The following is a 21,789-nucleotide window of genomic DNA, read 5'->3' as shown; positions in this document are numbered from 1 at the left end:
TCCCGCGCACCTATTGTTACTCCGTGATACACTCTCTAGGTAATTTTCAAAAAATTGAAGACAGGAAAATTCGATGATTTACAGTATGACAGCGTATGCGCGCAAAGAGGTGAAAGGCGACTGGGGCTCAGCGGTATGGGAAATCCGCAGTGTAAACCAACGCTACCTGGAAACTTACTTCCGCATGCCAGAACAGTTTCGTGCACTAGAGCCAGTACTGCGTGAGCGTTTTCGTAAGCGCCTTGCTCGCGGTAAAGTTGAGTGTAACCTTCGTTTTGAAGCGAACCCTGCGGCAAAAGGCGAACTTAGCATCAATGAGTCACTAGCGAACCAAGTCATTAAGGCGGCCGAGCAAGTGATGCACATGACGGGCGAGCTGAGCCGTATCAATCCATTCCAGGTAATGCAATGGCCAGGCGTAATGGAAACGCCAGAGCAGGACATGGATGAGGTAAACAAAGTGTTACTCGGTGCTTTTGATGAAGCTTTAGGTGAGTTCATCGATGCGCGTGGTCGTGAAGGCGACAATATGAAAGCGCTTATCGAGCAGCGCCTGGAAGCGATTACACAAGAAGTGGTAAAAGTTCGTGCGCGCATGCCAGAGATCTTAGAGTGGCAACGTGAGCGTCTGTTCTCTAAATTTGAAGATGCAAAAGTGGAGTTGGACCCAACTCGTGTCGAGCAAGAACTGATCCTATTGGCGCAGAAATCAGACGTCGCGGAAGAATTGGATCGTCTCGACTCTCACGTAAAAGAGACCACCAACATCCTGAAAAAAGGTGGCGCAGTTGGTCGTCGTCTCGACTTCATGATGCAAGAGTTTAACCGTGAATCGAATACGCTGGCATCTAAATCAATCAGCACAGACATTACGGCGTCTGGCGTCGAGCTCAAAGTTCTTATCGAACAGATGCGTGAGCAGATCCAGAATATTGAGTAGCCTCTTCCCATCACAGATTATTTTCCCACCGTCAAAGCCCTTCCCTATAAGGGTTTTGACGTGTGTCAGAACAGAATACCCAACTCAGCTCAATCAACAAATTGAATAATATTTAAACTTTTTTTGATTAAATATTTGACACTTGTCACACCAGTAGTAAAATGCGCCTCGTCCTTAGACACGTACCAATAACTACGGTGAAAAAATGAACTCAGCACTTTTATCAATATTAGACGGTAAAAATAATCTTGAATTAGGAAAAGTGTTAACGCCTTCAATCTCTGCTGCACTGATGTGTATTTCTACAACAGCAGTTATTGGACTGTTAAGTCTAATTTCTATGGCATGATGTATTGCCCGTCAGAATTTAAAAACTAAAAAAGACGCCTCATATGGCGTCTTTTTTAGTTTGTCACTGTACCGTCCTAAATAAAATTAAAATGCATACAGAATTGTCATACCACTTAAAGTGTCTTCCTGCTTCCCTGCGCCTAAGTTGTCTTCTTCGGTTTTTCTGATTTCCCCTGAGATGATCAATTGTGGCGTAGCATGGTAACTTAAACCAAATGAGTAAATGTTACGCTCTCCGTCTACGTTTACCGAGCTATCATCAAAATTAACTTGGGAAAGGTAAACATAAGGACGCAAGCCAATATCGAAATAGTAGTGCGCATACATATCGTAGGCGCTGGCGTCAGCGTATAAGTTCTCTTTACCACTCTCGGTCACTCGATAGTACAATAAGTCAGTTTCATGCGCCTTTTTACCGTCGGTAAACGCTGCAGATATTTGAAATCCTTTGTATCCATATTTAGCGGCAATCGTGGTTAGCTCTTGGGCGTCTCCATCGTTAAGCCCAGCAAAAGAAGTTCCTTCGACCTTGTTTTGCATATGCGTTGCACCCAAGCTTAAGCCAAAGTCAAAGTCATAACTAACAGCCAAAGCAATGTTGTTCTCTCGACTTAACGCCTGGTTATATCGATTGTTTACCCCGTTAAAACCATATTGAGCAGAGACATTCAGCGCATCAAAGCTCTTGCGGTAAACAACCAGGTTGTCACCACGAGCCGTCGCCATAAAACCGCCATCTTTACCATCACTGAACAATGGCGTTGCATCCGGATCAAACACAATCAGGTTATCCATGTACCCAGCGACGTCATGATAAGCCGAATATTGCTTACCGATTCGTACACTACCTAACTCATCATTCGCAACCGTGATGTAACCCAGACGACTTCTAAATTTGTCACCATTTTGGTTTTCAAACTCATTCGAAGGCGGGTTAAGAATCGTGTCCCACTCAAATTTTACATCGGTTGACCAGCCATTATCTAACTGGCGCTCGATCGCGATACCTAACGTACTGCGGCTGGCATTAAAGTAGTGATCGAGGAATTGAGCAGGTTGCCAATAATCCATTAAAAACGCACCGGATACTTCAACCTTGTTTACGTCATCTTGATATACCGTTAGTGCGTGTGCTTGGCTTGAGATAATTAAACCCGAGATAAACAGAATATTTTTATTATTTAATTTCATTTCACGTTCCAACATTTTCTAAAAAACGGGCATAAAAAAAGCATGACAAAAAATCACAGTATGAAATTATCATGCTTCTATTTTTAAATAGGTGGAGGGGGTTAAGCGGATTCAGCCAAAGCTACTTGGTCGCGATAACTTCGATTTCCACTTTTGCATCCATTGGTAAACGGGCAACCTCAACACAAGAACGTGCCGGGAATGGCGCGTTGTGACGCTCAAAGAAATCCCCGTACACTTTATTGACGGCTGAGAAATCATTTAGATCTTTCACAAACACCGTTGTTTTCACGATGTTTTTTGCGCCCAACCCAGCTTTTTCTATGATGGCCAATGCATTGTTTAGTGACTGTAGCGCTTGCTCTGCGACGTCTTCCGGTATCTGTTTGGTTTCTGGGTTAATAGGAAGCTGACCCGAGGTAATGACCATGCTACCCAGATTCACACCTTGAACATATGGACCAATCGCTAAAGGTGCTTTTGAAGTGTTAATAATATCTGTCATTTTTCATCTCAAAATTAGTTAAATAAATTTGTCATACATTGACGATTAAATGCTAAATACAGGGAGTAGGTTCAGCATTGACATAAAATGGAACACGGCTGTCAGCACACCAAACAAAATCAATACACCAATCATCGTATTGCCACCGGGTGCAACAAAACCTTCATGACTGCCTTCTAAGCGGCGAGATTTACGTGCCAACAGTGCAGGAATCAAACATGCCCAAACCGTAGCCGCCGCACCGGCATACCCAATCGCGATAACGAACCCAAATGGGAAGAGCAAAGAGAGTACCAGTGGTGGTAAAAACGTTGCTAGCCAGGTTTTTGTACGGCCTTGTTTTGTGTCTTCAAACTTGAATAAGTCCGCCAGAAAATCGAACACACCTAGCCCTACACCGATGAAAGAGGAAAGGATCGCAGCCATAGAGAAGGTGTTGATTGCACTGGCTACTCGGTCAGAATCAATCGCAGAGCCTAATGCTGAAAGTAATGCTTCTACGTTACCTCCCTGCTCAATAACCGGACCAAACTGGCTGCGTGGCAGGTTGCCGTAGATACTCATCATCCATAAGAAGTAAAGTGTTAGCGCAATGACCGTGCCTCCTAAGATGGCTTTCTTCGCACGTTGCTCGCAACCGTAGTAAGAGCGCATACTTGCAACAGAGTGGTGGTAACCAAATGAGGTCAAAGCAACCGGCAACATCGCCATCGCATAAGGTGCATAACTCGTTTCTTGGCTGACGCGATCAAACAGAATGGATATATCGATATTGGCGGCTAAACCAGATACACCGAAGATAAAACTGAGACCCATAAAGGCAATAAGAACAACTGAGATTCTATCTACCGCACGAGTGGAGTGCCATACGAAAAGAGAAAAGATAGCAACAAATAAAACAGAAGCTAATTTATTATTAATACCTAATACGCCTTCTAAGATTAAACCTGAAGAAGTGATATAGGCATAAAGTAAGATACCGCCAACAAAATAAACAGCTAAGTTATTAATTCGGTTAACGTTACTTCCTAACATATCTTTCGTAACCGTATTAAAAGATACTTTTAAATCATAACGTTTGAAAGCTTCTAACAGCATCCAACCAGATACTGTCATCATAATCATGGTAAAGGTAATTGCGATTAACGACCATGCGGTCCAAGCACCTGCGCCTGCACTTGGCAAACCAAGCATTCCCGCTCCCACACAGACACTTGCAATAATACAAGATCCGCCGACTAAAGATGGACTTTTTTTCATGACCACGTCTCTATAATATATTTTTAATAGGGATAAATAATCAGCCAACTTTTTATAATAATATTTAGTAGTTTTATAGTTTATATGTAGTACGAGGTAGGCATTGAGAATAAGCGCGCCTCAGCAGAGGAAAGAGACGCACTTATTATTTATTACTTAATTATTTAGTAGTTAACTCCAGAAATTAAATTTCTTTTAGTCGAGCAGTGAAGTGACGTAGTACTTTTGGCTCGTAAGTGAAATCTAAACCTTTTACATTTTCCGCATTTGCTTTTACTTTTTCGAATGCTTCAATAACAAAGTCCATGTGTGTTTGAGTATAAGTTGCACGAGGAATGGTTAGGCGTAGTAATTCTGCCGGACATTCATGCTGTTTACCCGTTGCTGGATCACGGCCTAGTAACAGAGAACCGATTTCAACCGCACGGATACCCGCGACTTTGTACAGCTCACAAGCAAGTGCATGAGCAGGGAATTGGTGTGATGGAATATGAGGCAACAATTTACCTGCATCAACGAATGCTGCATGGCCACCAGCTTGCTGACAAACAACACCAATCGCTTCCAGACCATCCACTAAGTACTGAACTTGACCGATACGGTATTCCAGCCACTCTTGACGCATACCATCATAAAGGCCAACCGCCAGACGCTCCATTGCACCGCCTTCAAGACCACCATAAGTTGGGAAACCTTCCTGAACAACACAAAGAGTACGAGATTCAGTGTAGACATCCATCATGGATTCGTCTTTGAAACATAGTAGACCACCCATTTGTACCATCGCGTCTTTCTTCGCTGACATAGCAAGAGCATCTGCATACTTGTATGTTTCACGGGTGATTTCTTCAATCGTCCAGTCTTGGTAACCTGGCTCACGCTGTTGCACAAAGTAGGCGTTTTCTGCGTAACGAGCCGAGTCCATGATCACCGGGATATCGTAACGTTTAGCGATTTCATAAACCGCTTTCAAGTTCGCAATGGAGACTGGCTGACCACCGGCTGAGTTACAAGTGATGGTACTTACGATGTAAGGAACGTTTGCTGGGCCAGCTTCTTCAATCGCCATTTCCAGTTTGTTCAGGTCGAAGTTACCTTTAAAGTCCGCATTGACTGAAGTATCAAAGGCTTCATCTGTATACACGTTCTTCGCTACACAGCAGTTCACTTGAGTGTGGCCTTGTGTTGTGTCGAAGAAGTAGTTGGACAACGCAACCATTTTAGAGCGGTCCAAGCCTTTCTCTTGTTCACGCTTCTTAATAAGAATTGGGATATAAATCTGTTCTGCACCACGACCTTGGTGAGTTGGAATCGTCAGTTCATAACCAAAGATGTCTTTTACTGCGTTTGAAAGTGCGTAGTAGCTGCGGCTGCCACTGTATGCTTCGTCGCCCATCAGCATGGCGGCCTGCATTTTTTGCGTAATAGAACCAGTACCACTATCCGTTAACAGGTCGATAAATACATCTTCACTGTCTAATAAGAATGGGTTCATACCCGCCTTTAAAATCGCTTGCTCACGGTATTCTCTAGTCGTTGTTTTTACTGGCTCAACAACACGGATACGGAATGGTTCAGGAAGATGCTTAAAGTTTTCCATAATAATACCTATAAATAATATTTTTATTAAACAGGCGACATTAATTAATATCACGATATATTTTGGGCGTGATAATTCGCTCTGAATAATGAATCAGTTAAATTAAAACTAATTAAATTAAGATAAAATACGACCCAGGAACTGAATGAATAATACAGAACACTACTGTCGATATTTTTAATATGATGTATACGAGACGAATATTTAACTAATACTGTAGAGTTAAATAATCGTATTGATTAGAAGCGGAAGCAAGAAGGTAGAATTTGTAGCTCAAAGTCATGTGTATACCAAGCTAAAGAGCTTGACCATGACTTATTTTGAATTTTAATACTTTGACTCATTTCTAATGCCATCATTCGTTATATCTGATTGACCGATGAGTTCATTTTTAGCCAAAGCATGAACAAAGTAAATTGGACAAAATAATAAATGTGACAAGTATCCTTATAGAAACTCCGGGAATAAATCACGTGTCACAAATAAATTAGTTCATACAGAACACATACTCATAAGCTCCCATCCAATAAAAGAACTATCATTCACAGTTCTGATGCTTAGTAACAATGAACCTACTCATTCACAACATGTCCCCGCTCCACATGGCTCGAAAATAAACAAGGACGGCACCGGCAAAGGTAACCGCCCTTCAATATCACTTTTGCTTTATCTATTTACTTTCTTCTGGAATAAGCACCACGAATCTTCGCCGAAAACTATACTCGTCTATAAAACGTCACACGTATCACTGTCTTTGTTTGGGGAAGGTTTGTTAGGCAGGTATAAAAAGAGGCTTGGTATATGATCAGTAAATCCCTGATTTGTAGCAGCATACTGTTTACTCTATTTTTATCTCCGCTTAGCAAAGCAGAGCTAGAACCAGAAGTCGACTTAGAACGGGCAGAAGAACTAATGCATTGCTCGGTAATGTCCCATCAATTGAAATGGACGGGCTACTTAACCATGTATTTTGCTTTTGAAGCATACAAACCATGCAAACATCTAAAAGATATTCGAGAACGAAATCAGTGCTCACACCCAATTCGTTCCCTTTTCCACAAAGCTGAAAAGGAGCAGCGCTTTACAGAAGCGGACATGGATTATTGTATTGGCTTACTCGGTAATGAGCAGGAAACTAAGCAGATCAGAGAAGATCTCGGTGAGCGACAACGACGATACTATGAAACAGTGGCCGAGCAGAACCAGCGCGACCACGAATCAAAGTCGAAAGAAAAAACAGAATAAGCGTTACTCGTCTTTTTCTTCAGTACGCTTATCCACGTATGGCCAGTAATGATGACCGACACGAATTAACAATGTCGCAGCTGCAAGGATCAGAGCCGCAAGAGATAGCCAAACAACAGGCACCGCATCCAACTCTTTCATACCAAGTGTGATGTAACGAGCAATCGCCATCATTGCGATATAGATAGGGTAACGAACCGGAATTTTCCCATTCATCACAAACTGCCGCACCATCGCTAACACTTCGAGGTAAATAAACATCAATAAGATGTCGGTCAGTAAAACACGTTTTGCGACAAATACATGGATGAACTCCTCCGCCATGGCGTATAAGGTCGCCAAGGTAATAGCGACTAATAATATCGCCTCAAAGAAGTGGAAGATTTTTAAGAAAGGTCGGCTGAATGATTTAGGTAAATCTGACGCCATAGTCAATTATCCAAACAAAACCAAAGAGATAAGCCTGAGTTTAGCATGTAAGCGTAAAAAGCATACAAAAGAAAAACGCTCCGCCTATTTGGCGGAGCGTTGTTTTTTTGCTGTAACAGTGGCACGGCTTACGCCACTCGCTGCTTTTTTTCAGCCACACGCTTTTTCTTTCTATATTTAGGATGCGTAATTGGGATAGCAGAAAGCAGTTTTTTGGTGTACTCGTTTTGTGGGTTAGCGTAGATATCTTTCACACTGCCCGCTTCTACCACCTTACCAAAGTACATCACCGCGACTTTATCTGAGACATGCTTCACAACGGATAAGTCATGCGAGATAAAGATGATCGCCAGATTCATCTCCTGCTGTAGCTGTAACAACAAGTTGAGAATCTGTGCCTGAACAGATACGTCCAGTGCGGAAACCGACTCATCACAAATCAGAAGTTTTGGTTTTAACGCAATCGCACGAGCGATACCGATACGTTGGCGCTGACCACCAGAAAATTCATGTGGATAACGGTTTACCGCCGTTTCTGGCAAGCCTACTTTAACCAGTAACTCTTTCACCCACTGTTTGCGCTCCGCTGGCGTACCAATTTTATGAATAACAAAGGGTTCTTCCAGAATCATACCGATGGTGTGGCGCTGATTGAGCGACTCCATCGGATCCTGAAATACAATCTGCATATCTTTACGCAGAGAGCGCATCTCTTTTACCGACAACTTGGTGATATCTTTGCCTTCGAAAAAGATTTTGCCTTCCGTTGGTTCGTAAAGCTTTAATATTGTGCGACCTAAGGTACTTTTGCCACAGCCTGATTCTCCTACCAGACCCAGCGTTTCCCCTTCACCGACCGACAGAGACACACCATCTACGGCCTTAATCGTGTAACCTTTCTTAAACAGCCCTTTACCAGATACAAAGTGCTGCTTAAGATTTTCAATTCTTAATACTTCTTTTGCCATAACATCCTCTTTTATGACTCGTTCACTTTGCACTAGTGAGCAAACATGCTTGCATCTATTGGTTTGATGTCAATCATCTGCTTAGGTTCATTATCTAAGCTTGGCATCAAGCCCATCAAACGCTCAGTGTATGGGTGCTGAGGGTTATCAAACAGTTCAAATATCTCAGCTTTTTCAACAATTCGCCCACCATACATCACTGCTACGTCATCACAGACTTCTGCCACCACGCCAAGGTCGTGGGTGATGAAGATCATCGCCATGCCCGTCTCTTCCTGAAGTTCATTCATTAATTCAAGGATAGACGCCTGTACGGTTACATCCAGTGCTGTCGTTGGTTCGTCACAGATTAGGATGTCTGGTTTACAGGCCAGTGCCATCGCAATCATGACACGCTGACGCATACCACCAGACAAGTTATGCGGATACTCATTGAGACGCTTTTCCGGCATTGGAATTTTTACTTTATCCAGCATTTCAATTGCATAGGACTCACGGGACTTCTTATCCAACTCCGGTCGGTGCAGCTCCAGCACTTCACATATCTGACGGCCGATAGAGTGTACTGGGTTCAGAGCGGTCATTGGATCCTGGAAGATGATCGAAATGCGGTTACCACGCATGGCATACATTTCGTTTGCAGGTAGATCCACTAAATTGGTTCCGCGATAATTCACTTCGCCCTTAATGATATTGCCGTATGGTTTCGGTAGCAGCCCCATAATGGCCATTGAGGTCACACTCTTGCCACTGCCCGACTCGCCTACTAAGCCCAACGTTCGCCCGGCTCGAACATCAAAGTTTACGCCGTGCAGCACTTTTACCGGACCATCGTCAGTGATGAATTCTACTTCGAGGTCTTTAACACTTAAGATTACATCGTTTTCCATAACACCTCCCTACAGCTTATAGGTGTCGTCGATTTCAACGACAGGTTCGAATGCCTTACCTGATTTCATCGCTTGTTGAGTTTCTTTTTTCACATCACTGTCGATCCAGTATGTGCCATCACCAATAATGCCACCGCTGTAAAGTGCTTCTGTCATACGGTTCATTGGTTTCTCTGGTAACTTGAGCCAGCGCCAGTGGCCGTAGCGAACATAAGGCACCATATAGCCAGAAATGATCACGTGTGCATCAATGATCTCGCGTTGAATCTCGTGTCCCAGCTTGACCTTTTTATCCATATCCAAACTAAAACGATACTCCATGATTTTTTCATCTAGCTCAGGCGTACTGTAGTTAGTGAAGTTATTGGTTTGCGGCTTATTGGCATTGACCGAGTGGAAGTATTCCCAATAAGTAGGGATCTCTGAGGTGCTCATGGTTAAGAACGCAAGATCATGCTTTTTCTCGCTCACGTATTTGAACATCGAAGAACCATCAACCAGTTTCAGCTCAATGTCCAAACCAGCCAATTTAGCTTGCTCTTTCAGATAAGCAATTCGCGGGGTATGGATAGGTGTACCATAGGTCAACTCAAAACTCAGACGCTGACCGTCAGAGTTAACACGAATGCCGTCGGCACCGATAGTGTCAAACCCTGCGGCTTCAAATGCGGCTATTGCTTTATCCACATCAAAGGCTGGTGCTTTTGCATCCGGCAGCGAGTATTTACCATGGCCAAAACCCATTGGGTTCGGTTTACGTGAGTAGTCGCCCCGTAAGACATTTTCGATCATGCCATCGAAATCCGTCGCATAGGTGACGCCTTTGCGCACATTAAGATCATTTAACAGCGGTTGCGCTGAGTTAATCCAAAGACCACCAGCCCCTACAGGATATTGGTTGTAACCCCAAAACTTCTCGATGTAACCCTTCTGATACGGTTCCGAGTTAGATTTGTCATGCCATAGACTCGGCAGTACGAGACCAAATGCATCGAGGTTACCTTTCTCAAAGTGTTTCATTGCAATGTCATTGTCGCGAATGACGGTGATACGAATCTTGTCGACGTTATAGCGGTTTTGATAGTACTTATTGCTATAACCCCACCAGTCTTTACCGACATGTTTGAAGGTAACGCTTTTACCTTTCTTAATATCATCTAAGTAGTAAGCGCCCGTGGTTGGCTCACTCTTAAAGTTGTAATAACGAACAAAGTTGTCATGGATACCATCGCCGTTTTCATCTTTCGCTGGATTGGCATAGAAGTGCGCTGGGCGTGGGCGCAGTGCTCCCATTCTCAGCATCAATTCTTCTTGGTTAAACTCTTTAGCGGCGACAACGGAGAAGGTGTGATCATCGTATTTAACGACATCTGCCACCGTTTTGTTGTAGTAATCGTTGTACCAGGGTTCCAGAATATCTTTGGAGCGGTAGAACTTGAGCATGAAAACAAAATCGTCTGCGGTAACAGGTTCTCCGTCCGACCATTTCGCTTCTGGGTTTAGTCTGAAGTACACCGTCTTATTATCACCGGCCAACGCCCATTCATTTGCCAGCTCAGGAATGAATTCCAAAGTATCCGGATGACGCACCACCAACCCTGGCGTGTCATCTAACAGGAAAGCACGCAGTCCTGCATTCGCATCTGGCCCTACGCTGCGCAGTGTCTGAGGAAAACTCGACATGTAAGTGCGATAAGTACCGCCACGCTTGGCTTCCGGAGAGCCATATAGCGGCTCATCCCAGTTTGTTTGCCACTCTAAGTCATCTGGGAGCGTCGCGGACATCGCACCGAAACTCAGGGCGGTCAACGTAGACGCTAAAAGTAATCTTTTCATAAAACTTCCCTTTTTATGTTTTGTTCACTCGCTCACTTAAACATAGCGTGTGAATTTTTTCGGGTCGAAAGCTGCTCGGATTGCTTCACCGATGAAGGTCACCATCACTAGTACCAATACAATTGACGTCACCACTGACGAAACAATCCATGGCGAGTCTAAATTCGACTTACCTTGTTGCAGTAGTTCACCCCAGCTCGGTGTTGGTGGCATCAGGCCTAAGCCTAAATAATCCAGCGCTGTAAGTGCCGTAATGTTAGCCGCAATGGTAAATGGCGCCAGTGTGACAATCATAACCATAGTATTAGGAAGAATATGATTAAATAGAATTCGACCCGTTGACGCACCTAATGCACGCGCTGCCATGACATATTCACGAGCCGCTTCCTTATAGGTCATGGTCCGCATATACCAGGTCATGCCCATCCAGGTGAAGAGGACGTTGATAGCGACGAAAAGCGCAAAGGTGGGCTGAACGATCGAAACCAGAATCATAATCACGTAAAGGAATGGCACCATCGACCAAACTTCGATCAGTCGCTGGACGAACAAGTCGAACTTGCCGCCCCAGAACCCCATAGCACAACCGACTGCAGTACCAATCGCGTACGAGATAACCATGGTCAACAAAGCAAACCCCATCGCGGTTCTAAAGCCATAAACCAGTCGAGCTAAGATATCCCGGCCGATAACATCAGTACCTAGATAGTGTTTATTCTCAGCGCTTGGTGCTGTTGGCGGGAAATCACCACTGAAATCCTGCTCATACGGGTTCCAAGGAACGATAGGTAAAATCACAAAATTATCGCCACCTTGCTCTGCAAACACTTTTTGCAAAACACGGTAATCAGCTTCACTTGCTGAGTTCTGGCCAAAATCACTGCCCAAGCGCACATCACTCACGACGGGAAAATAGAAATTGCCGTCATATTTAACCACCAGCGCTTTACTGTTGATCAACAACTCAGCGAACAGAGAGAGGATCAACATGATCGATAGCACCACAAACGACCAATAACCACGCTTGATCTCTTTAAAGTGGCGAATTTTCTTTTGAGTTAATGGACTAACTTTAATCATGTTACGCTCCAAACTTCACTCGTGGGTCGACTAAAGCAACACAGATATCTGAAACGATGTTACCGATCAGCAGCAGTATCGCGTTGATAGCAACGATGCCCATTACCACAGGATAATCACGCTCCATGATGGATTCGTACCCCAGAAGGCCAATACCATCAATGTTGAAAATTACTTCAATCAGGAAGGCACCGGTCATAAAGAACAACAAAGAGTTACCGAAGTGGCTTGCAATTGGTATCAGACTATTGCGCAGAGCATGCTTACGAACTGCTTTTTTGAAAGGTAGCCCTTTCGCAATTGCGGTACGGATATAATCTGACGACAGGTTTTCCATCAGGTTGTTTTTCATCGTCATCGTCAGCGTGGCAAAGTCACCAATCAGATAACAAATCAATGGCAACACAGCATGCCACATGATGTCTTTTGCTCTTTCGAAGAAAGTTTCATAGTCATCAAAATCATCACCAACAAAGCCCCCCATCGGGAACCACTCAAGGTGATAACTGAACAAGGTAATGAGCAATACACCCACCACATAACCTGGTAAGGCATACCCGACAAATATCAATACCGAGGAAGCAGAATCAAACACGGAGCCATGCTTGAGCGCCTTGTAGTAACCAAGAGGAATGGAGATAAAGTAACTGACAAAGAACGTCATCCCGCCATAAAACAGGGAAACAGGCAGGCGTTCAGCAATCATCTCTGAGACAGGTTCGTAATAACGGGTTGATTCACCAAGATCTAACGTGACCAAACGGCTTAACCACTCGACATACGCTTCCATCACTGGCTTGTCTAAGCCATAGAAAGCATTCAACTCTGCGATTTGATCATCAGAAAGCGCGGTATTGCCCCCCGCGGACGTCATTGCGGCAGCGCCATCTCCCTGCGATTGCATCTGTGACAACATACGCTCAACAGGGCCACCCGGAACGAAACGAGTGATGGCAAAAATAAGAATGGTAATTCCGAGAAACGTCGGAATGACCAACGCTAAACGGCGTAAAAAGTACGACAGCATATACAACTTGCTCCTTGTCTACTGTCCAATTTAGACCGGTTAAACAGAGAATGACCGGCCCCAAATGGTGCATATCTATCTTGCAGAAATTTAAAAGATTGAAACACGATCCATGTGTGTCAATAACTTGTTTTTAGATGACTGCAATAATGTCAGCGTCATATTTAGCTTGAATCCACATTGGCTTCAAGTGTTTAAAAACAAAACATGACACACTTCGTCCCCTATCAAAAAAAACGCAATATTTTGGTAAAAAATGATAAAAAACCACAAAAATAATTCATACAGAATATCAACCTGGCCAAATTAGAGCCAAAACCCTACATAAAAATGCATAAATTTAGAATAATAAGACATTATTAAGCTCAACATATTGACTCAAAAATACGAGTGAGCCCTTTAATGGCAATGGGTATCATATTTTGATACCACCTAACGTGCTAGAGCTTACTTGATTAGCATTTCATATAAAACTCACGTCAGAATTATTCACTGGAAAAATACATATATTCAGATTCTATTACCCACTTAAAAAGCATACACAACATAACCCATTAAAGTTTACAAGAATGACAAAATACGGTGTTTTATCGAGGTTTAATGTCATTTTCTTATGATTGGTTAGTTATTTATTCTGCAATTCGTAACTCATTTGGGTTTTTACATCTTTTTTACATTTGACCATCCTAGTTTACTACTGGTTTGACTTCCTTTTTTGACCTCGGTTATACATTGGCCGCACGTTAACGAAACATTAACGTCACATTTGGTCGTTTTACGACCAGACACAGGAAATAATAATAAATTGGAGCAACAAGGATGTATAAAAACACAACAGCTTTATCTGTTGCGATCAGCCTTGCTTTAGGTACGGCGACGGCATTCGCACCTGTAGCAGCTCAGGCAGAAGAGCAGCAAGTTGAAAAACTTCAAAAGATGAAAGTTACTGGTTCGCGCCTTACGCGCGCATCAATGGAAGGAAGCACTCCGATAGCAGTTATCGGCAGAGCGGAAATCGAACGTGCTGGTGACGTATCGATTGCAGACGTTCTACGTAAATCTTCATTCAACTCATTTGGTTCTTTCAGTGAAAGTTCAGGCACCTCATGGCAAAGCCAGGCAACCATGTCTCTACGTGGTTTAGGCGCTTCACGTACTCTGGTTCTGGTTAACGGTAAACGTCTACCTGGTTCAGCAACCATGGGTGGTGGCGCTGCGAACATCAACGCGATCCCATCTGCTATCGTAGAGCGTGTTGAAGTGATGGCCGATGGTGGCTCGGCGGTATACGGGTCTGATGCGGTTGCCGGTGTAGTCAACATCATTCTCAAAGAAGAGTTTGACGGTATCAACGTGACGGTAGGTTCAGGCATCCCAAGTCAGGACGACGGCGATGAGCAGAACGTTGCACTTGTGATGGGTACCAGTGGCGAGAAAGGCAACATCATGTTCTCGTTTGAGCATGACAGCAAAGATGAAATCTACCAACGCAGCCGTGATTACCTAAGCTCGACCAATACTGACGCAGCGAACTACTTCGATATGTCGGGCGTTAGTATCTACGGCCGTAACGTATACCATGACGGCGAATTGAAAGCGCTTAACGGTTACAACACTGATGCATCTTGTACATCAAAAGGGTTTGTTGGCCTAACCAACTACCCGGGTCTGGGTGACATCTGTGGTTACGACTACACTGGCGAAGCGGCTCAAACTGCCTCTCTAGAGCGTAACACCGTATTCGTTAACGGTAATATCTTCCTGACTGACGACACAACGTTTAATTCACAATTAATGTTAAACCGTAACGAAAGTTTTGGTCGTTTCGCACCAGCTGCGGGTGGCTTTACAGTAAACCCGGACACTGATGGTGGTGCGGCATTCTTCGCAGAAAATGGCCTTGATCCAACAGCCGGCCCTGCTTCGGTCTACTATCGTTTCAACAACGTAGGTACGCGTGATAATACCGTTAAAGACTTCCAGGCTGATTTCAAAGCAGGCTTAGATGGTACCCTTTACACCGATTCGTTCGGCGACGTGATTTGGGAAGCCGGCTACCATATGAACTACTCCAACGGTAGCGAAACCGGCACTGGCTATGTCTTCGGTTCAGCAGCATCACAACTTGTAGAATCAGGTCAATTTGTCGACGGTGAGTTCAGCGCAGACGCGACAGACCAGCTTTCTGCCGGTACCGGCCGTGAAACAGAAATGGAAATGCACCAATTCTCTGGTGGTCTTCAGTTTGACCTTGCGCAAGTGGGTGACGTAAACATTCCACTGTACCTTGGTGCCGAGTTCACGACTTACGACTACTCCGATATCTATGATCCACAAAGTGAAGCGGGTAACATCATCGGTAGTTCAGGTAACTCTGCTGCAGGTGATCGTGAAACTTACGCATTCTACGCGGAATCTTTGATCGCATTCACTGATGAGCTGGAAATGAACCTGGCGGCTCGTTACGACCACTACAGCGACTTCGGGGATGAGATCTCGCCAAAAGTTTCTTTCCGTTACCAGCCTCTTGATAACCTGATGTTCCGTGCTGGTGCTGGTATGGGCTTCCGCGCTCCAACACTATCTGACCTTTACGCGGCTGACAGCTACTCATCAGACTTCGCAAAAGACTACAGCTACTGTACAGCGAATGGTATTGCAATCGAAGACTGTCCAGAGACTCAATACGATGTGACTCGTACTTCGAACGAAGATCTGGAAGCAGAAACGTCAGTATCATTTAACTTCGGTGTGAGTTACTCACCAATCGAAGATCTTGACGTAACAGTGGATTACTACAACATCAGCATTGATGACATGATCACACTGAATACTCTGCAAAGTATGATCGACGAAGAGCGTAGCTCTGGCGTTTCTAACCCGAACATCATCCGTGAAAACGGTCGTATCATTGAAGCAACAGCGGGGCTTCAGAACCTAGGTACACTGGATACTTCAGGTATCGACTTGAAACTGGGTTACCGCTACGACTTCGATTACGCGACCGTTCGCTACGACTTTATGGGTAGCTACGTACTTGACTACAGCACACCTGAATACGTTGGTGGTCCAACGAACAACCAGGTAGGTCGCAACGGCTTGCCTGAGTACCGCTTCAACTCTGGTGTTGGTGTGAGCTTCCTTGAAGATCATGACATCTACGTATCTGCCGATCACATCGCAGACCAAGCACAAGATGTTGATGACAACTACAAGAAAACTGGCCACATCTCTTCACAAACAACGTGGAACGTGGCGTACAACTACCTGGCTCCATGGGATGCAAAATTCACAGCGGGTGTACGTAACCTGACTGACGAAGATCCATCATTTGAATCTGACGGTGTGACATACAACGAAGACCTATACAGCATTCAAGGCCGTGTTTACTTCTTGAAATACTCTCAAAACTTTTAATTAAGACCTTTGGCGCAGGAGGATTTCCTGCGCCCTATTCGACTGACTTTATACACTAACAAGGATGCTACTATGACGTTAAAGGAATTTGGCGTAAGTGCGTTGACTGCCGCGATCCTGTCGGTAAGTGGTGCAGTAATGGCTGCTGACTCAGGAACCGTAGTCTCTAATCAAGCACAAACCACGAAGTCTTCCCAGGCTTCACAACAAAAAATCGACAACTATGCTGAAAATACAGAAAGCATGTTGGCGGAATACAAAGGCTTACTTCGTCAAATCGACAGCATGAAAGTCTACAACGAGCAAATTAATCGTATGGTTCAGTCTCAGCAAGGCGAGCTGGACTCACTAAACAGTCAAATTGCTCAAATCGATCAAACGGCAACAGAAGTTGTTCCTCTAACACTAAAAATGATCGATGCCCTAGACGAATTTGTGACGCTCGATCTTCCGTTCCAAAAAGAAGAACGTAATAAACGTGTTCAAGAGCTACGCCGCCTGATGGATCGCGCTGACGTAACTACTTCAGAAAAATTCCGTAAAGTGATGGAAGCTTACCAAATCGAAGAAGGCTTCTCGCGCTCAATCGAATCTTATAAAGCTAGCCTGGACCGTAACGGCGAAGTCGTGACTTACGACTTCTTGCGTATTGGTCGTACAGCGCTTCTATTCCAATCTCCAGACGGTGGTGAAACGGGTATGTGGAACCAACAAACTCGTCAATGGGAAACACTACCAGAAAGCTACCGTATCGCTGTACAGCAAGGTCTGCGCATCGCTAAGAAGCAAGCGCCACCATCGCTGATCAAACTGCCTGTATTTGCTGGGGAGGAATAAGAGATGAAAGGATTCAAAACGCTAGCCGCTGGCCTATTAGCGAGCTTATTTATGGTTTCTGGCGTTCAGGCAGAAACCCCACAAACCCTATCTGAGCTACTGAAAAACGTAAAATCAGAAAGTATTGTTGAATCGAAAGAAAACAAAGAACGTGAAGCTATCTTCAAACGCGATCGTGACCAACAAGCGGCGCTGCTACAACAAGCACGCGATGAGCTGGCGTCACAACAAGCGCTTGGTGATGAGTTAAAAGCGACGTTTGACGAAAACGACAAACAACTGACTGAATTAACCGAAACCCTACGTGTTCGCTCAGGTACCTTGGGTGAAATGTTTGGTGTAGTTCGTCAATACGCTGGCGAATTTAAAGGTCTGTTCGCGGCTTCGCAAAATGCCGTTCAGTTCCCAGAGCGTGATGCACTACTGACTAAACTGGCAGAAAGTAAAGAGCTACCATCAACTCAAGAGCTAGAAGCATTCTGGCACACCATTCTTCAACAAGTGATCGTATCTGGTGAAACAACAACAACACCAGCAACGGTTGTTTATGGTGAAGGTAACGAAGAAGTACACGACGTTACACTAGTGGGTGAGTTTAACGCAATTGCTGACGGTAAATACGTTACTTATGTTCCTCAGACCGCTAAGTTCGAAGAACTATCTCGTCAACCAAGCAAAAACATCACTAGCCTGGTTGGTGGGTTCGAATCGGCACAAGGTACTTATGAGCCACTGTTCCTTGATCCATCTCGTGGCGTCATCCTATCGCTACTAGTACAGAGTCCGACGGTTCAGGAGCGTATTGACCAAGGTGGTATCGTTGGTTACGTCATCCTGGCAATGGGTGCCGTTGGTGCGATCATCGCGCTAATGTGCTTCCTACGTCTTCAGGTTATCGGTGGCAAAATGCGTAAACAGGCGAAATCTGAAACGGTTATCCCTGGCAACCCACTGGGTGAAGTTATCCAGGCTTACCAAGAGCACAAAGGCGACAACCTTGAAGATCTGGAAGCGAAACTGGACGAAATCATTCTACGTAACGCTCCAAGCATCGAACGCTTTATCAGCTCAATCAAACTGTTTGCTTCTGTCGCACCGCTACTCGGTCTACTGGGTACGGTAATGGGTATGATCGGTACTTTCCAGGCAATCACGCTATTTGGTACAGGCGATCCGAAACTCATGGCTGGCGGTATCTCTGAAGCACTGGTAACCACCATGCTAGGTCTGGTTGTCGCAATTCCTCTGCTGTTCCTTTACACCATCGTACACAGTAAAGGTCGCCGTTTGGTTCAAACTCTTGAAGAACAGAGTGCAGGTTTCATCGCTCGCTATCAGGAAAAACTACATAAAGCCGAAAGCTAAGGAGGCGTTATGTGGTGGTTAGTTGGAGAACTTGAATCAATTAGGCGCTTCTTGGGAATGGGTGGCGATGTACTCGTCGCCATTTTCATCCTCAGCTTCATGTTGTGGGCAGTACTGCTAGAACGTTGGTTCTACTTTGCCGCCGTCGCTCCCAGAGCCGCGAAAAAAGCCGTGACGCTTTGGAGCGAGCGTTCAGAACATCAAAGCTGGAACGCGAAGATGATCCGACAAGAAATCGTTTCTCGTCAGGATATTGAGAATAAAAAGGGTCTGCCAATCGTGAAAGTATTGATTGCGCTTTGTCCCCTACTCGGTCTGCTCGGCACGGTTGTCGGCATGATCCAGGTATTCGACATCTTAGCGGTAACAGGAACAGGAAGCCCTCGAGCAATGGCCTCGGGGATCTCAAAGGCAACAATCCCAACGTTAGCCGGGATGGTGGCTTCTCTGTCAGGACTGTTCTTTAGTTCACGTCTTGATCATTTAGCCAAAGTCACAACGCAAAAGCTGGAAGATAAGCTAAAGCATATTGCCTGAGTAAATGGAATTAGAGGTATAGGTCATGAAAAGACGCTATAGCAGTGATAGCAGTGATGAAACCGCTATCGATATGACACCGATGCTCGACATCGTATTCATCATGTTGATCTTCTTTATCGTAACAACATCGTTCGTTAAAGAAGCTGGTATTGAAGTAAACCGCCCAACGGCAAGCTCAGCACAAACCGTGAAGAAAGGTAACATCATGGTTGCCGTTGGTGCAGCGGGTGACGTTTGGGTTGATAAACGACGCATTGAAGTCGACGCCGTTCGCGCCAACATCGAGCGTCTTCGCGCTGAAAGCCCTGATGGTGCGGTTGTTATCCAGGCGGATACAGAAGCCAACGCAGGCGTAGTCGTGAAGGTTATGGACCAGATCAAGATGGCAGGTGTTGAAAGCATCTCCATTGCCGCAACCGGTAAGGATTAAGCTTATGCGGTATCTGGCCTCAATTGCACTGGCGCTCATTGTCTCCCTCGGGCTGTTCTGGGGGATGGACAAGCTGGTAAACAAAGAGCGCCACGAGCTAGTGTCGAATGACGACCAGCGTATGGTCGAATTCATTCGCATTAAACCAGAAGAAAAAATACAGGAGAAAAAACGCGAACTCCCGAAACCACCACCACCTAAGCGCCCGCCGCCACCACCAGAAATGAAGGTGACATCGACGGTGAAGCCAGTGATGGATCAAGTTCCAATGGACATGCCAAAGCTAGACCTGCCAGTTAACGTAACCGGTGGTTCAGTACTGGGTCACTACACACAAGGGGGTGGTGCTCAGATGGTTGGCGGTGGAGGCCCGGTTCCTCTGGCTACGTTCCAGCCGCAGATGCCTCGTAAAGCGGCACGCTCGGGACTTGAGAAAGGTATCGTACTGGTAGAGTTTACCGTTAACGAACGCGGTGGCGTTGAAGATGTAAGAGTCTTAAAAGAGACACCACGTAAGTTAGGCTTGGGCAGAGCAGCGAAGACCACCGTCGCTAAATGGACCTTCAAACCTAAGATGGTTGAAGGTAAAGCCGTGAGTTCTCGTCTTTCTCAAGAAATTGAGTTCTCTACCAACTAAGGAGTCGCAATCATGAAATCATACACAAAATTGTTGGCTTCTCTGGTGTTCATTGCAGGCGCGTACGGCGCGCCTGCTTTCTCCAGCACTCCTGAGTTGTCTGACCGAACATTCAGAACCGTCAATAAAGTTCAGGAATTGATCGCAACTGAGCAGTATTCAGAAGCCATCTCGAAACTGAACTCGGCATTAAGTAGCACCAGCAAACGTCAATACGATCGTGCGGTACTATTGCAACAAATGGGCTTTTTGTATTCGTTGCAGGACAACTACACCAAAGCGATCAAATACTTTGCTGATGCACTGAGTTTAAACGCACTGCCAGTGCCCGTTGCACAACAAGTGCGCTACAGCGTGGCGCAACTTTATCTTGCTGAGGGTCAGTTTAAAAAATCCGTCTCGACCATGAATGAATGGTTCAAGATTGCCGAGACGACGGAAGAAAAACCTCAGGCTCATGCCTACATCACCCTGGCGAGTGCTTATATTCAGCTAGAAGATTACAGAAACGCGATTCCGCCGACGAAAAAGGCCATCGCAATGAGTAAAGACCCTAGTGAATCTTGGTACCAGCTATTGATGTCGGCTCATTATGAACTGAAACAGTTCAAAAGCGTTGCTGGCGTTCTGAAGATTTTAACCACCAAGTACCCGCAAAGTAAGCGTTACTGGACGCAGTTGTCTGGTATTTACATGGAGTTAAACCAAGAGCGCAATGCCCTTTCTACTCTGGAGATGGCCTATAAATTGGGTCTTTTGGAAGGCGAGAAAGAGTACCTACGCTTAGTGAACTTCCAAGCTTATCAAGGGGTACCATTCCGAGCAGCAAAAACGCTTCAATCCGCCTTTGAAGAAGGTCACGTTGAGCGCAATGCAGAAAATCTGGAAAAACAGGGAGCCTTCTGGCAGCAAGCGCAAGAGCTTGGACGCGCAATCGATGTCTACCAACAAGCTTATAACTTGGCTCCAAAGGCGAAAACTCAAATCAAAATCGCTCGTCTGATGATTTTAGACAAGCAATATTCAGCCGCGACGAAGTTTACTCAAAACGCCGCGCCTGACGCCAAACGCGATCAAAAAGGCGAATTAGCCTACATTCGTGGCATGGCTTATTTTGAGCTTAACCAGCCAGACAGTGCGCTTAAAGCAATGAAAACGGCCGCGCAGTCTCCAGACTTGAAAGCCGTAGCAAACCCTTGGATCAACTTCCTAGAGACTCAAGGCTGAACCAAGTCAATATA

General features: G+C 45.0%; 20 protein-coding genes. 10 read left to right on the top strand and 10 right to left on the bottom strand.

Going from position 1 to position 21,789, the window contains the following annotated elements; all coding sequences use genetic code 11:
• Positions 1 to 73 precede the first annotated feature (73 nt).
• Both RXX31_RS18490 and RXX31_RS18485 read left to right on the top strand, forming a co-directional pair.
• The gene (locus RXX31_RS18490) at positions 74 to 940 is read left to right on the top strand and encodes a YicC/YloC family endoribonuclease (RefSeq protein ID WP_317591183.1); all 867 of its coding nucleotides are present in this window, start codon (positions 74 to 76) and stop codon (positions 938 to 940) included.
• A gap of 205 nt (positions 941 to 1,145) precedes the next feature.
• A complete protein-coding gene (locus tag RXX31_RS18485) occupies positions 1,146 to 1,289 on the top strand; it encodes a hypothetical protein (protein ID WP_317591182.1) in 144 nt (47 codons plus the stop codon).
• Between the two features lie 86 nt (positions 1,290 to 1,375).
• Here the strand turns inward: RXX31_RS18485 and RXX31_RS18480 are convergent, their stop codons facing one another.
• The 4 genes from RXX31_RS18480 to tnaA all read right to left on the bottom strand — a co-directional run bounded on the left by RXX31_RS18480 (position 1,376) and on the right by tnaA (position 5,847).
• Positions 1,376 to 2,482, bottom strand: a complete 1,107-nt coding sequence (locus RXX31_RS18480) for a porin (protein WP_317591181.1) — start codon at positions 2,480 to 2,482, stop codon at positions 1,376 to 1,378.
• A 121-nt stretch (positions 2,483 to 2,603) separates the two neighbouring features.
• Entirely contained in the window at positions 2,604 to 2,987 is a 384-nt protein-coding gene (locus RXX31_RS18475; RefSeq protein WP_317591180.1) for a Rid family detoxifying hydrolase, read from the bottom strand.
• Between the two features lie 45 nt (positions 2,988 to 3,032).
• Positions 3,033 to 4,247, bottom strand: coding sequence for an aromatic amino acid transporter (locus tag RXX31_RS18470; protein ID WP_317591179.1), 1,215 nt, complete (start codon positions 4,245 to 4,247; stop codon positions 3,033 to 3,035).
• Positions 4,248 to 4,431: 184 nt separating this feature from the next.
• The gene (gene tnaA / locus RXX31_RS18465; protein WP_317591178.1) at positions 4,432 to 5,847 is read right to left on the bottom strand and encodes a tryptophanase; all 1,416 of its coding nucleotides are present in this window, start codon (positions 5,845 to 5,847) and stop codon (positions 4,432 to 4,434) included.
• Positions 5,848 to 6,648: 801 nt separating this feature from the next.
• Here tnaA and RXX31_RS18460 point away from each other — a divergent pair.
• Entirely contained in the window at positions 6,649 to 7,092 is a 444-nt protein-coding gene (locus RXX31_RS18460) for a hypothetical protein (protein ID WP_317591177.1), read from the top strand.
• Positions 7,093 to 7,095: 3 nt separating this feature from the next.
• Here the strand turns inward: RXX31_RS18460 and RXX31_RS18455 are convergent, their stop codons facing one another.
• The 6 genes from RXX31_RS18455 to RXX31_RS18430 all read right to left on the bottom strand — a co-directional run bounded on the left by RXX31_RS18455 (position 7,096) and on the right by RXX31_RS18430 (position 13,322).
• A complete protein-coding gene (locus RXX31_RS18455; RefSeq protein WP_264903352.1) occupies positions 7,096 to 7,521 on the bottom strand; it encodes a phosphate-starvation-inducible protein PsiE in 426 nt (141 codons plus the stop codon).
• Between the two features lie 128 nt (positions 7,522 to 7,649).
• Positions 7,650 to 8,489: an ABC transporter ATP-binding protein gene (locus RXX31_RS18450; RefSeq protein WP_317591176.1), complete on the bottom strand. Its 840-nt coding sequence runs from the start codon at positions 8,487 to 8,489 to the stop codon at positions 7,650 to 7,652.
• Positions 8,490 to 8,521: 32 nt separating this feature from the next.
• Positions 8,522 to 9,379, bottom strand: coding sequence for an ABC transporter ATP-binding protein (locus tag RXX31_RS18445; protein WP_317591174.1), 858 nt, complete (start codon positions 9,377 to 9,379; stop codon positions 8,522 to 8,524).
• 9 nt (positions 9,380 to 9,388) lie between these two features.
• Entirely contained in the window at positions 9,389 to 11,215 is a 1,827-nt protein-coding gene (locus tag RXX31_RS18440; RefSeq protein WP_317591173.1) for an extracellular solute-binding protein, read from the bottom strand.
• Between the two features lie 36 nt (positions 11,216 to 11,251).
• Positions 11,252 to 12,295 carry an ABC transporter permease gene (locus RXX31_RS18435; RefSeq protein WP_317591171.1) on the bottom strand — a complete coding sequence of 348 codons (1,044 nt, stop codon included), beginning with the start codon at positions 12,293 to 12,295 and terminating at the stop codon, positions 11,252 to 11,254.
• Between the two features lies 1 nt (position 12,296).
• A complete protein-coding gene (locus RXX31_RS18430; protein WP_317591169.1) occupies positions 12,297 to 13,322 on the bottom strand; it encodes an ABC transporter permease subunit in 1,026 nt (341 codons plus the stop codon).
• An 819-nt stretch (positions 13,323 to 14,141) separates the two neighbouring features.
• Here RXX31_RS18430 and RXX31_RS18425 point away from each other — a divergent pair.
• From RXX31_RS18425 to RXX31_RS18395, 7 genes are all read left to right on the top strand, one after another.
• Entirely contained in the window at positions 14,142 to 16,739 is a 2,598-nt protein-coding gene (locus RXX31_RS18425; RefSeq protein WP_317591167.1) for a TonB-dependent receptor plug domain-containing protein, read from the top strand.
• A 72-nt stretch (positions 16,740 to 16,811) separates the two neighbouring features.
• Complete coding sequence (locus RXX31_RS18420; protein WP_317591166.1) at positions 16,812 to 17,576, top strand: DUF3450 domain-containing protein; 765 nt, start codon at positions 16,812 to 16,814, stop codon at positions 17,574 to 17,576.
• 3 nt (positions 17,577 to 17,579) lie between these two features.
• Positions 17,580 to 18,941: a MotA/TolQ/ExbB proton channel family protein gene (locus RXX31_RS18415; protein ID WP_317591165.1), complete on the top strand. Its 1,362-nt coding sequence runs from the start codon at positions 17,580 to 17,582 to the stop codon at positions 18,939 to 18,941.
• Positions 18,942 to 18,950: 9 nt separating this feature from the next.
• Positions 18,951 to 19,478 carry a MotA/TolQ/ExbB proton channel family protein gene (locus tag RXX31_RS18410; RefSeq protein WP_005458945.1) on the top strand — a complete coding sequence of 176 codons (528 nt, stop codon included), beginning with the start codon at positions 18,951 to 18,953 and terminating at the stop codon, positions 19,476 to 19,478.
• 25 nt (positions 19,479 to 19,503) lie between these two features.
• Positions 19,504 to 19,911, top strand: a complete 408-nt coding sequence (locus tag RXX31_RS18405; protein ID WP_014230564.1) for an ExbD/TolR family protein — start codon at positions 19,504 to 19,506, stop codon at positions 19,909 to 19,911.
• 4 nt (positions 19,912 to 19,915) lie between these two features.
• Positions 19,916 to 20,548, top strand: a complete 633-nt coding sequence (locus tag RXX31_RS18400; RefSeq protein ID WP_317591163.1) for an energy transducer TonB — start codon at positions 19,916 to 19,918, stop codon at positions 20,546 to 20,548.
• A gap of 12 nt (positions 20,549 to 20,560) precedes the next feature.
• On the top strand, positions 20,561 to 21,775 hold the full coding sequence (locus tag RXX31_RS18395; protein ID WP_317591161.1) for a hypothetical protein: 1,215 nt from the start codon (positions 20,561 to 20,563) through the stop codon (positions 21,773 to 21,775).
• Positions 21,776 to 21,789 lie beyond the last annotated feature (14 nt).

It is taken from the genome of Vibrio sp. EA2 (assembly GCF_033042495.1).
Lineage (GTDB): Bacteria > Pseudomonadota > Gammaproteobacteria > Enterobacterales > Vibrionaceae > Vibrio.
This window is presented reverse-complemented; position numbering and strand designations above follow the sequence as displayed.

What these genes read in the sequence shown, in the direction of transcription:
- RXX31_RS18490 (WP_317591183.1), top strand. Translation starts at nt 74, where the DNA reads ATGATTTACAGTATGACAGCGTATGCGCGCAAAGAGGTGAAAGGCGAC.
- RXX31_RS18485 (WP_317591182.1), top strand. Translation starts at nt 1,146, where the DNA reads ATGAACTCAGCACTTTTATCAATATTAGACGGTAAAAATAATCTTGAA.
- RXX31_RS18480 (WP_317591181.1), bottom strand. Translation starts at nt 2,482, where the DNA reads ATGAAATTAAATAATAAAAATATTCTGTTTATCTCGGGTTTAATTATC.
- RXX31_RS18475 (WP_317591180.1), bottom strand. Translation starts at nt 2,987, where the DNA reads ATGACAGATATTATTAACACTTCAAAAGCACCTTTAGCGATTGGTCCA.
- RXX31_RS18470 (WP_317591179.1), bottom strand. Translation starts at nt 4,247, where the DNA reads ATGAAAAAAAGTCCATCTTTAGTCGGCGGATCTTGTATTATTGCAAGT.
- tnaA (WP_317591178.1), bottom strand. Translation starts at nt 5,847, where the DNA reads ATGGAAAACTTTAAGCATCTTCCTGAACCATTCCGTATCCGTGTTGTT.
- RXX31_RS18460 (WP_317591177.1), top strand. Translation starts at nt 6,649, where the DNA reads ATGATCAGTAAATCCCTGATTTGTAGCAGCATACTGTTTACTCTATTT.
- RXX31_RS18455 (WP_264903352.1), bottom strand. Translation starts at nt 7,521, where the DNA reads ATGGCGTCAGATTTACCTAAATCATTCAGCCGACCTTTCTTAAAAATC.
- RXX31_RS18450 (WP_317591176.1), bottom strand. Translation starts at nt 8,489, where the DNA reads ATGGCAAAAGAAGTATTAAGAATTGAAAATCTTAAGCAGCACTTTGTA.
- RXX31_RS18445 (WP_317591174.1), bottom strand. Translation starts at nt 9,379, where the DNA reads ATGGAAAACGATGTAATCTTAAGTGTTAAAGACCTCGAAGTAGAATTC.
- RXX31_RS18440 (WP_317591173.1), bottom strand. Translation starts at nt 11,215, where the DNA reads ATGAAAAGATTACTTTTAGCGTCTACGTTGACCGCCCTGAGTTTCGGT.
- RXX31_RS18435 (WP_317591171.1), bottom strand. Translation starts at nt 12,295, where the DNA reads ATGATTAAAGTTAGTCCATTAACTCAAAAGAAAATTCGCCACTTTAAA.
- RXX31_RS18430 (WP_317591169.1), bottom strand. Translation starts at nt 13,322, where the DNA reads ATGCTGTCGTACTTTTTACGCCGTTTAGCGTTGGTCATTCCGACGTTT.
- RXX31_RS18425 (WP_317591167.1), top strand. Translation starts at nt 14,142, where the DNA reads ATGTATAAAAACACAACAGCTTTATCTGTTGCGATCAGCCTTGCTTTA.
- RXX31_RS18420 (WP_317591166.1), top strand. Translation starts at nt 16,812, where the DNA reads ATGACGTTAAAGGAATTTGGCGTAAGTGCGTTGACTGCCGCGATCCTG.
- RXX31_RS18415 (WP_317591165.1), top strand. Translation starts at nt 17,580, where the DNA reads ATGAAAGGATTCAAAACGCTAGCCGCTGGCCTATTAGCGAGCTTATTT.
- RXX31_RS18410 (WP_005458945.1), top strand. Translation starts at nt 18,951, where the DNA reads ATGTGGTGGTTAGTTGGAGAACTTGAATCAATTAGGCGCTTCTTGGGA.
- RXX31_RS18405 (WP_014230564.1), top strand. Translation starts at nt 19,504, where the DNA reads ATGAAAAGACGCTATAGCAGTGATAGCAGTGATGAAACCGCTATCGAT.
- RXX31_RS18400 (WP_317591163.1), top strand. Translation starts at nt 19,916, where the DNA reads ATGCGGTATCTGGCCTCAATTGCACTGGCGCTCATTGTCTCCCTCGGG.
- RXX31_RS18395 (WP_317591161.1), top strand. Translation starts at nt 20,561, where the DNA reads ATGAAATCATACACAAAATTGTTGGCTTCTCTGGTGTTCATTGCAGGC.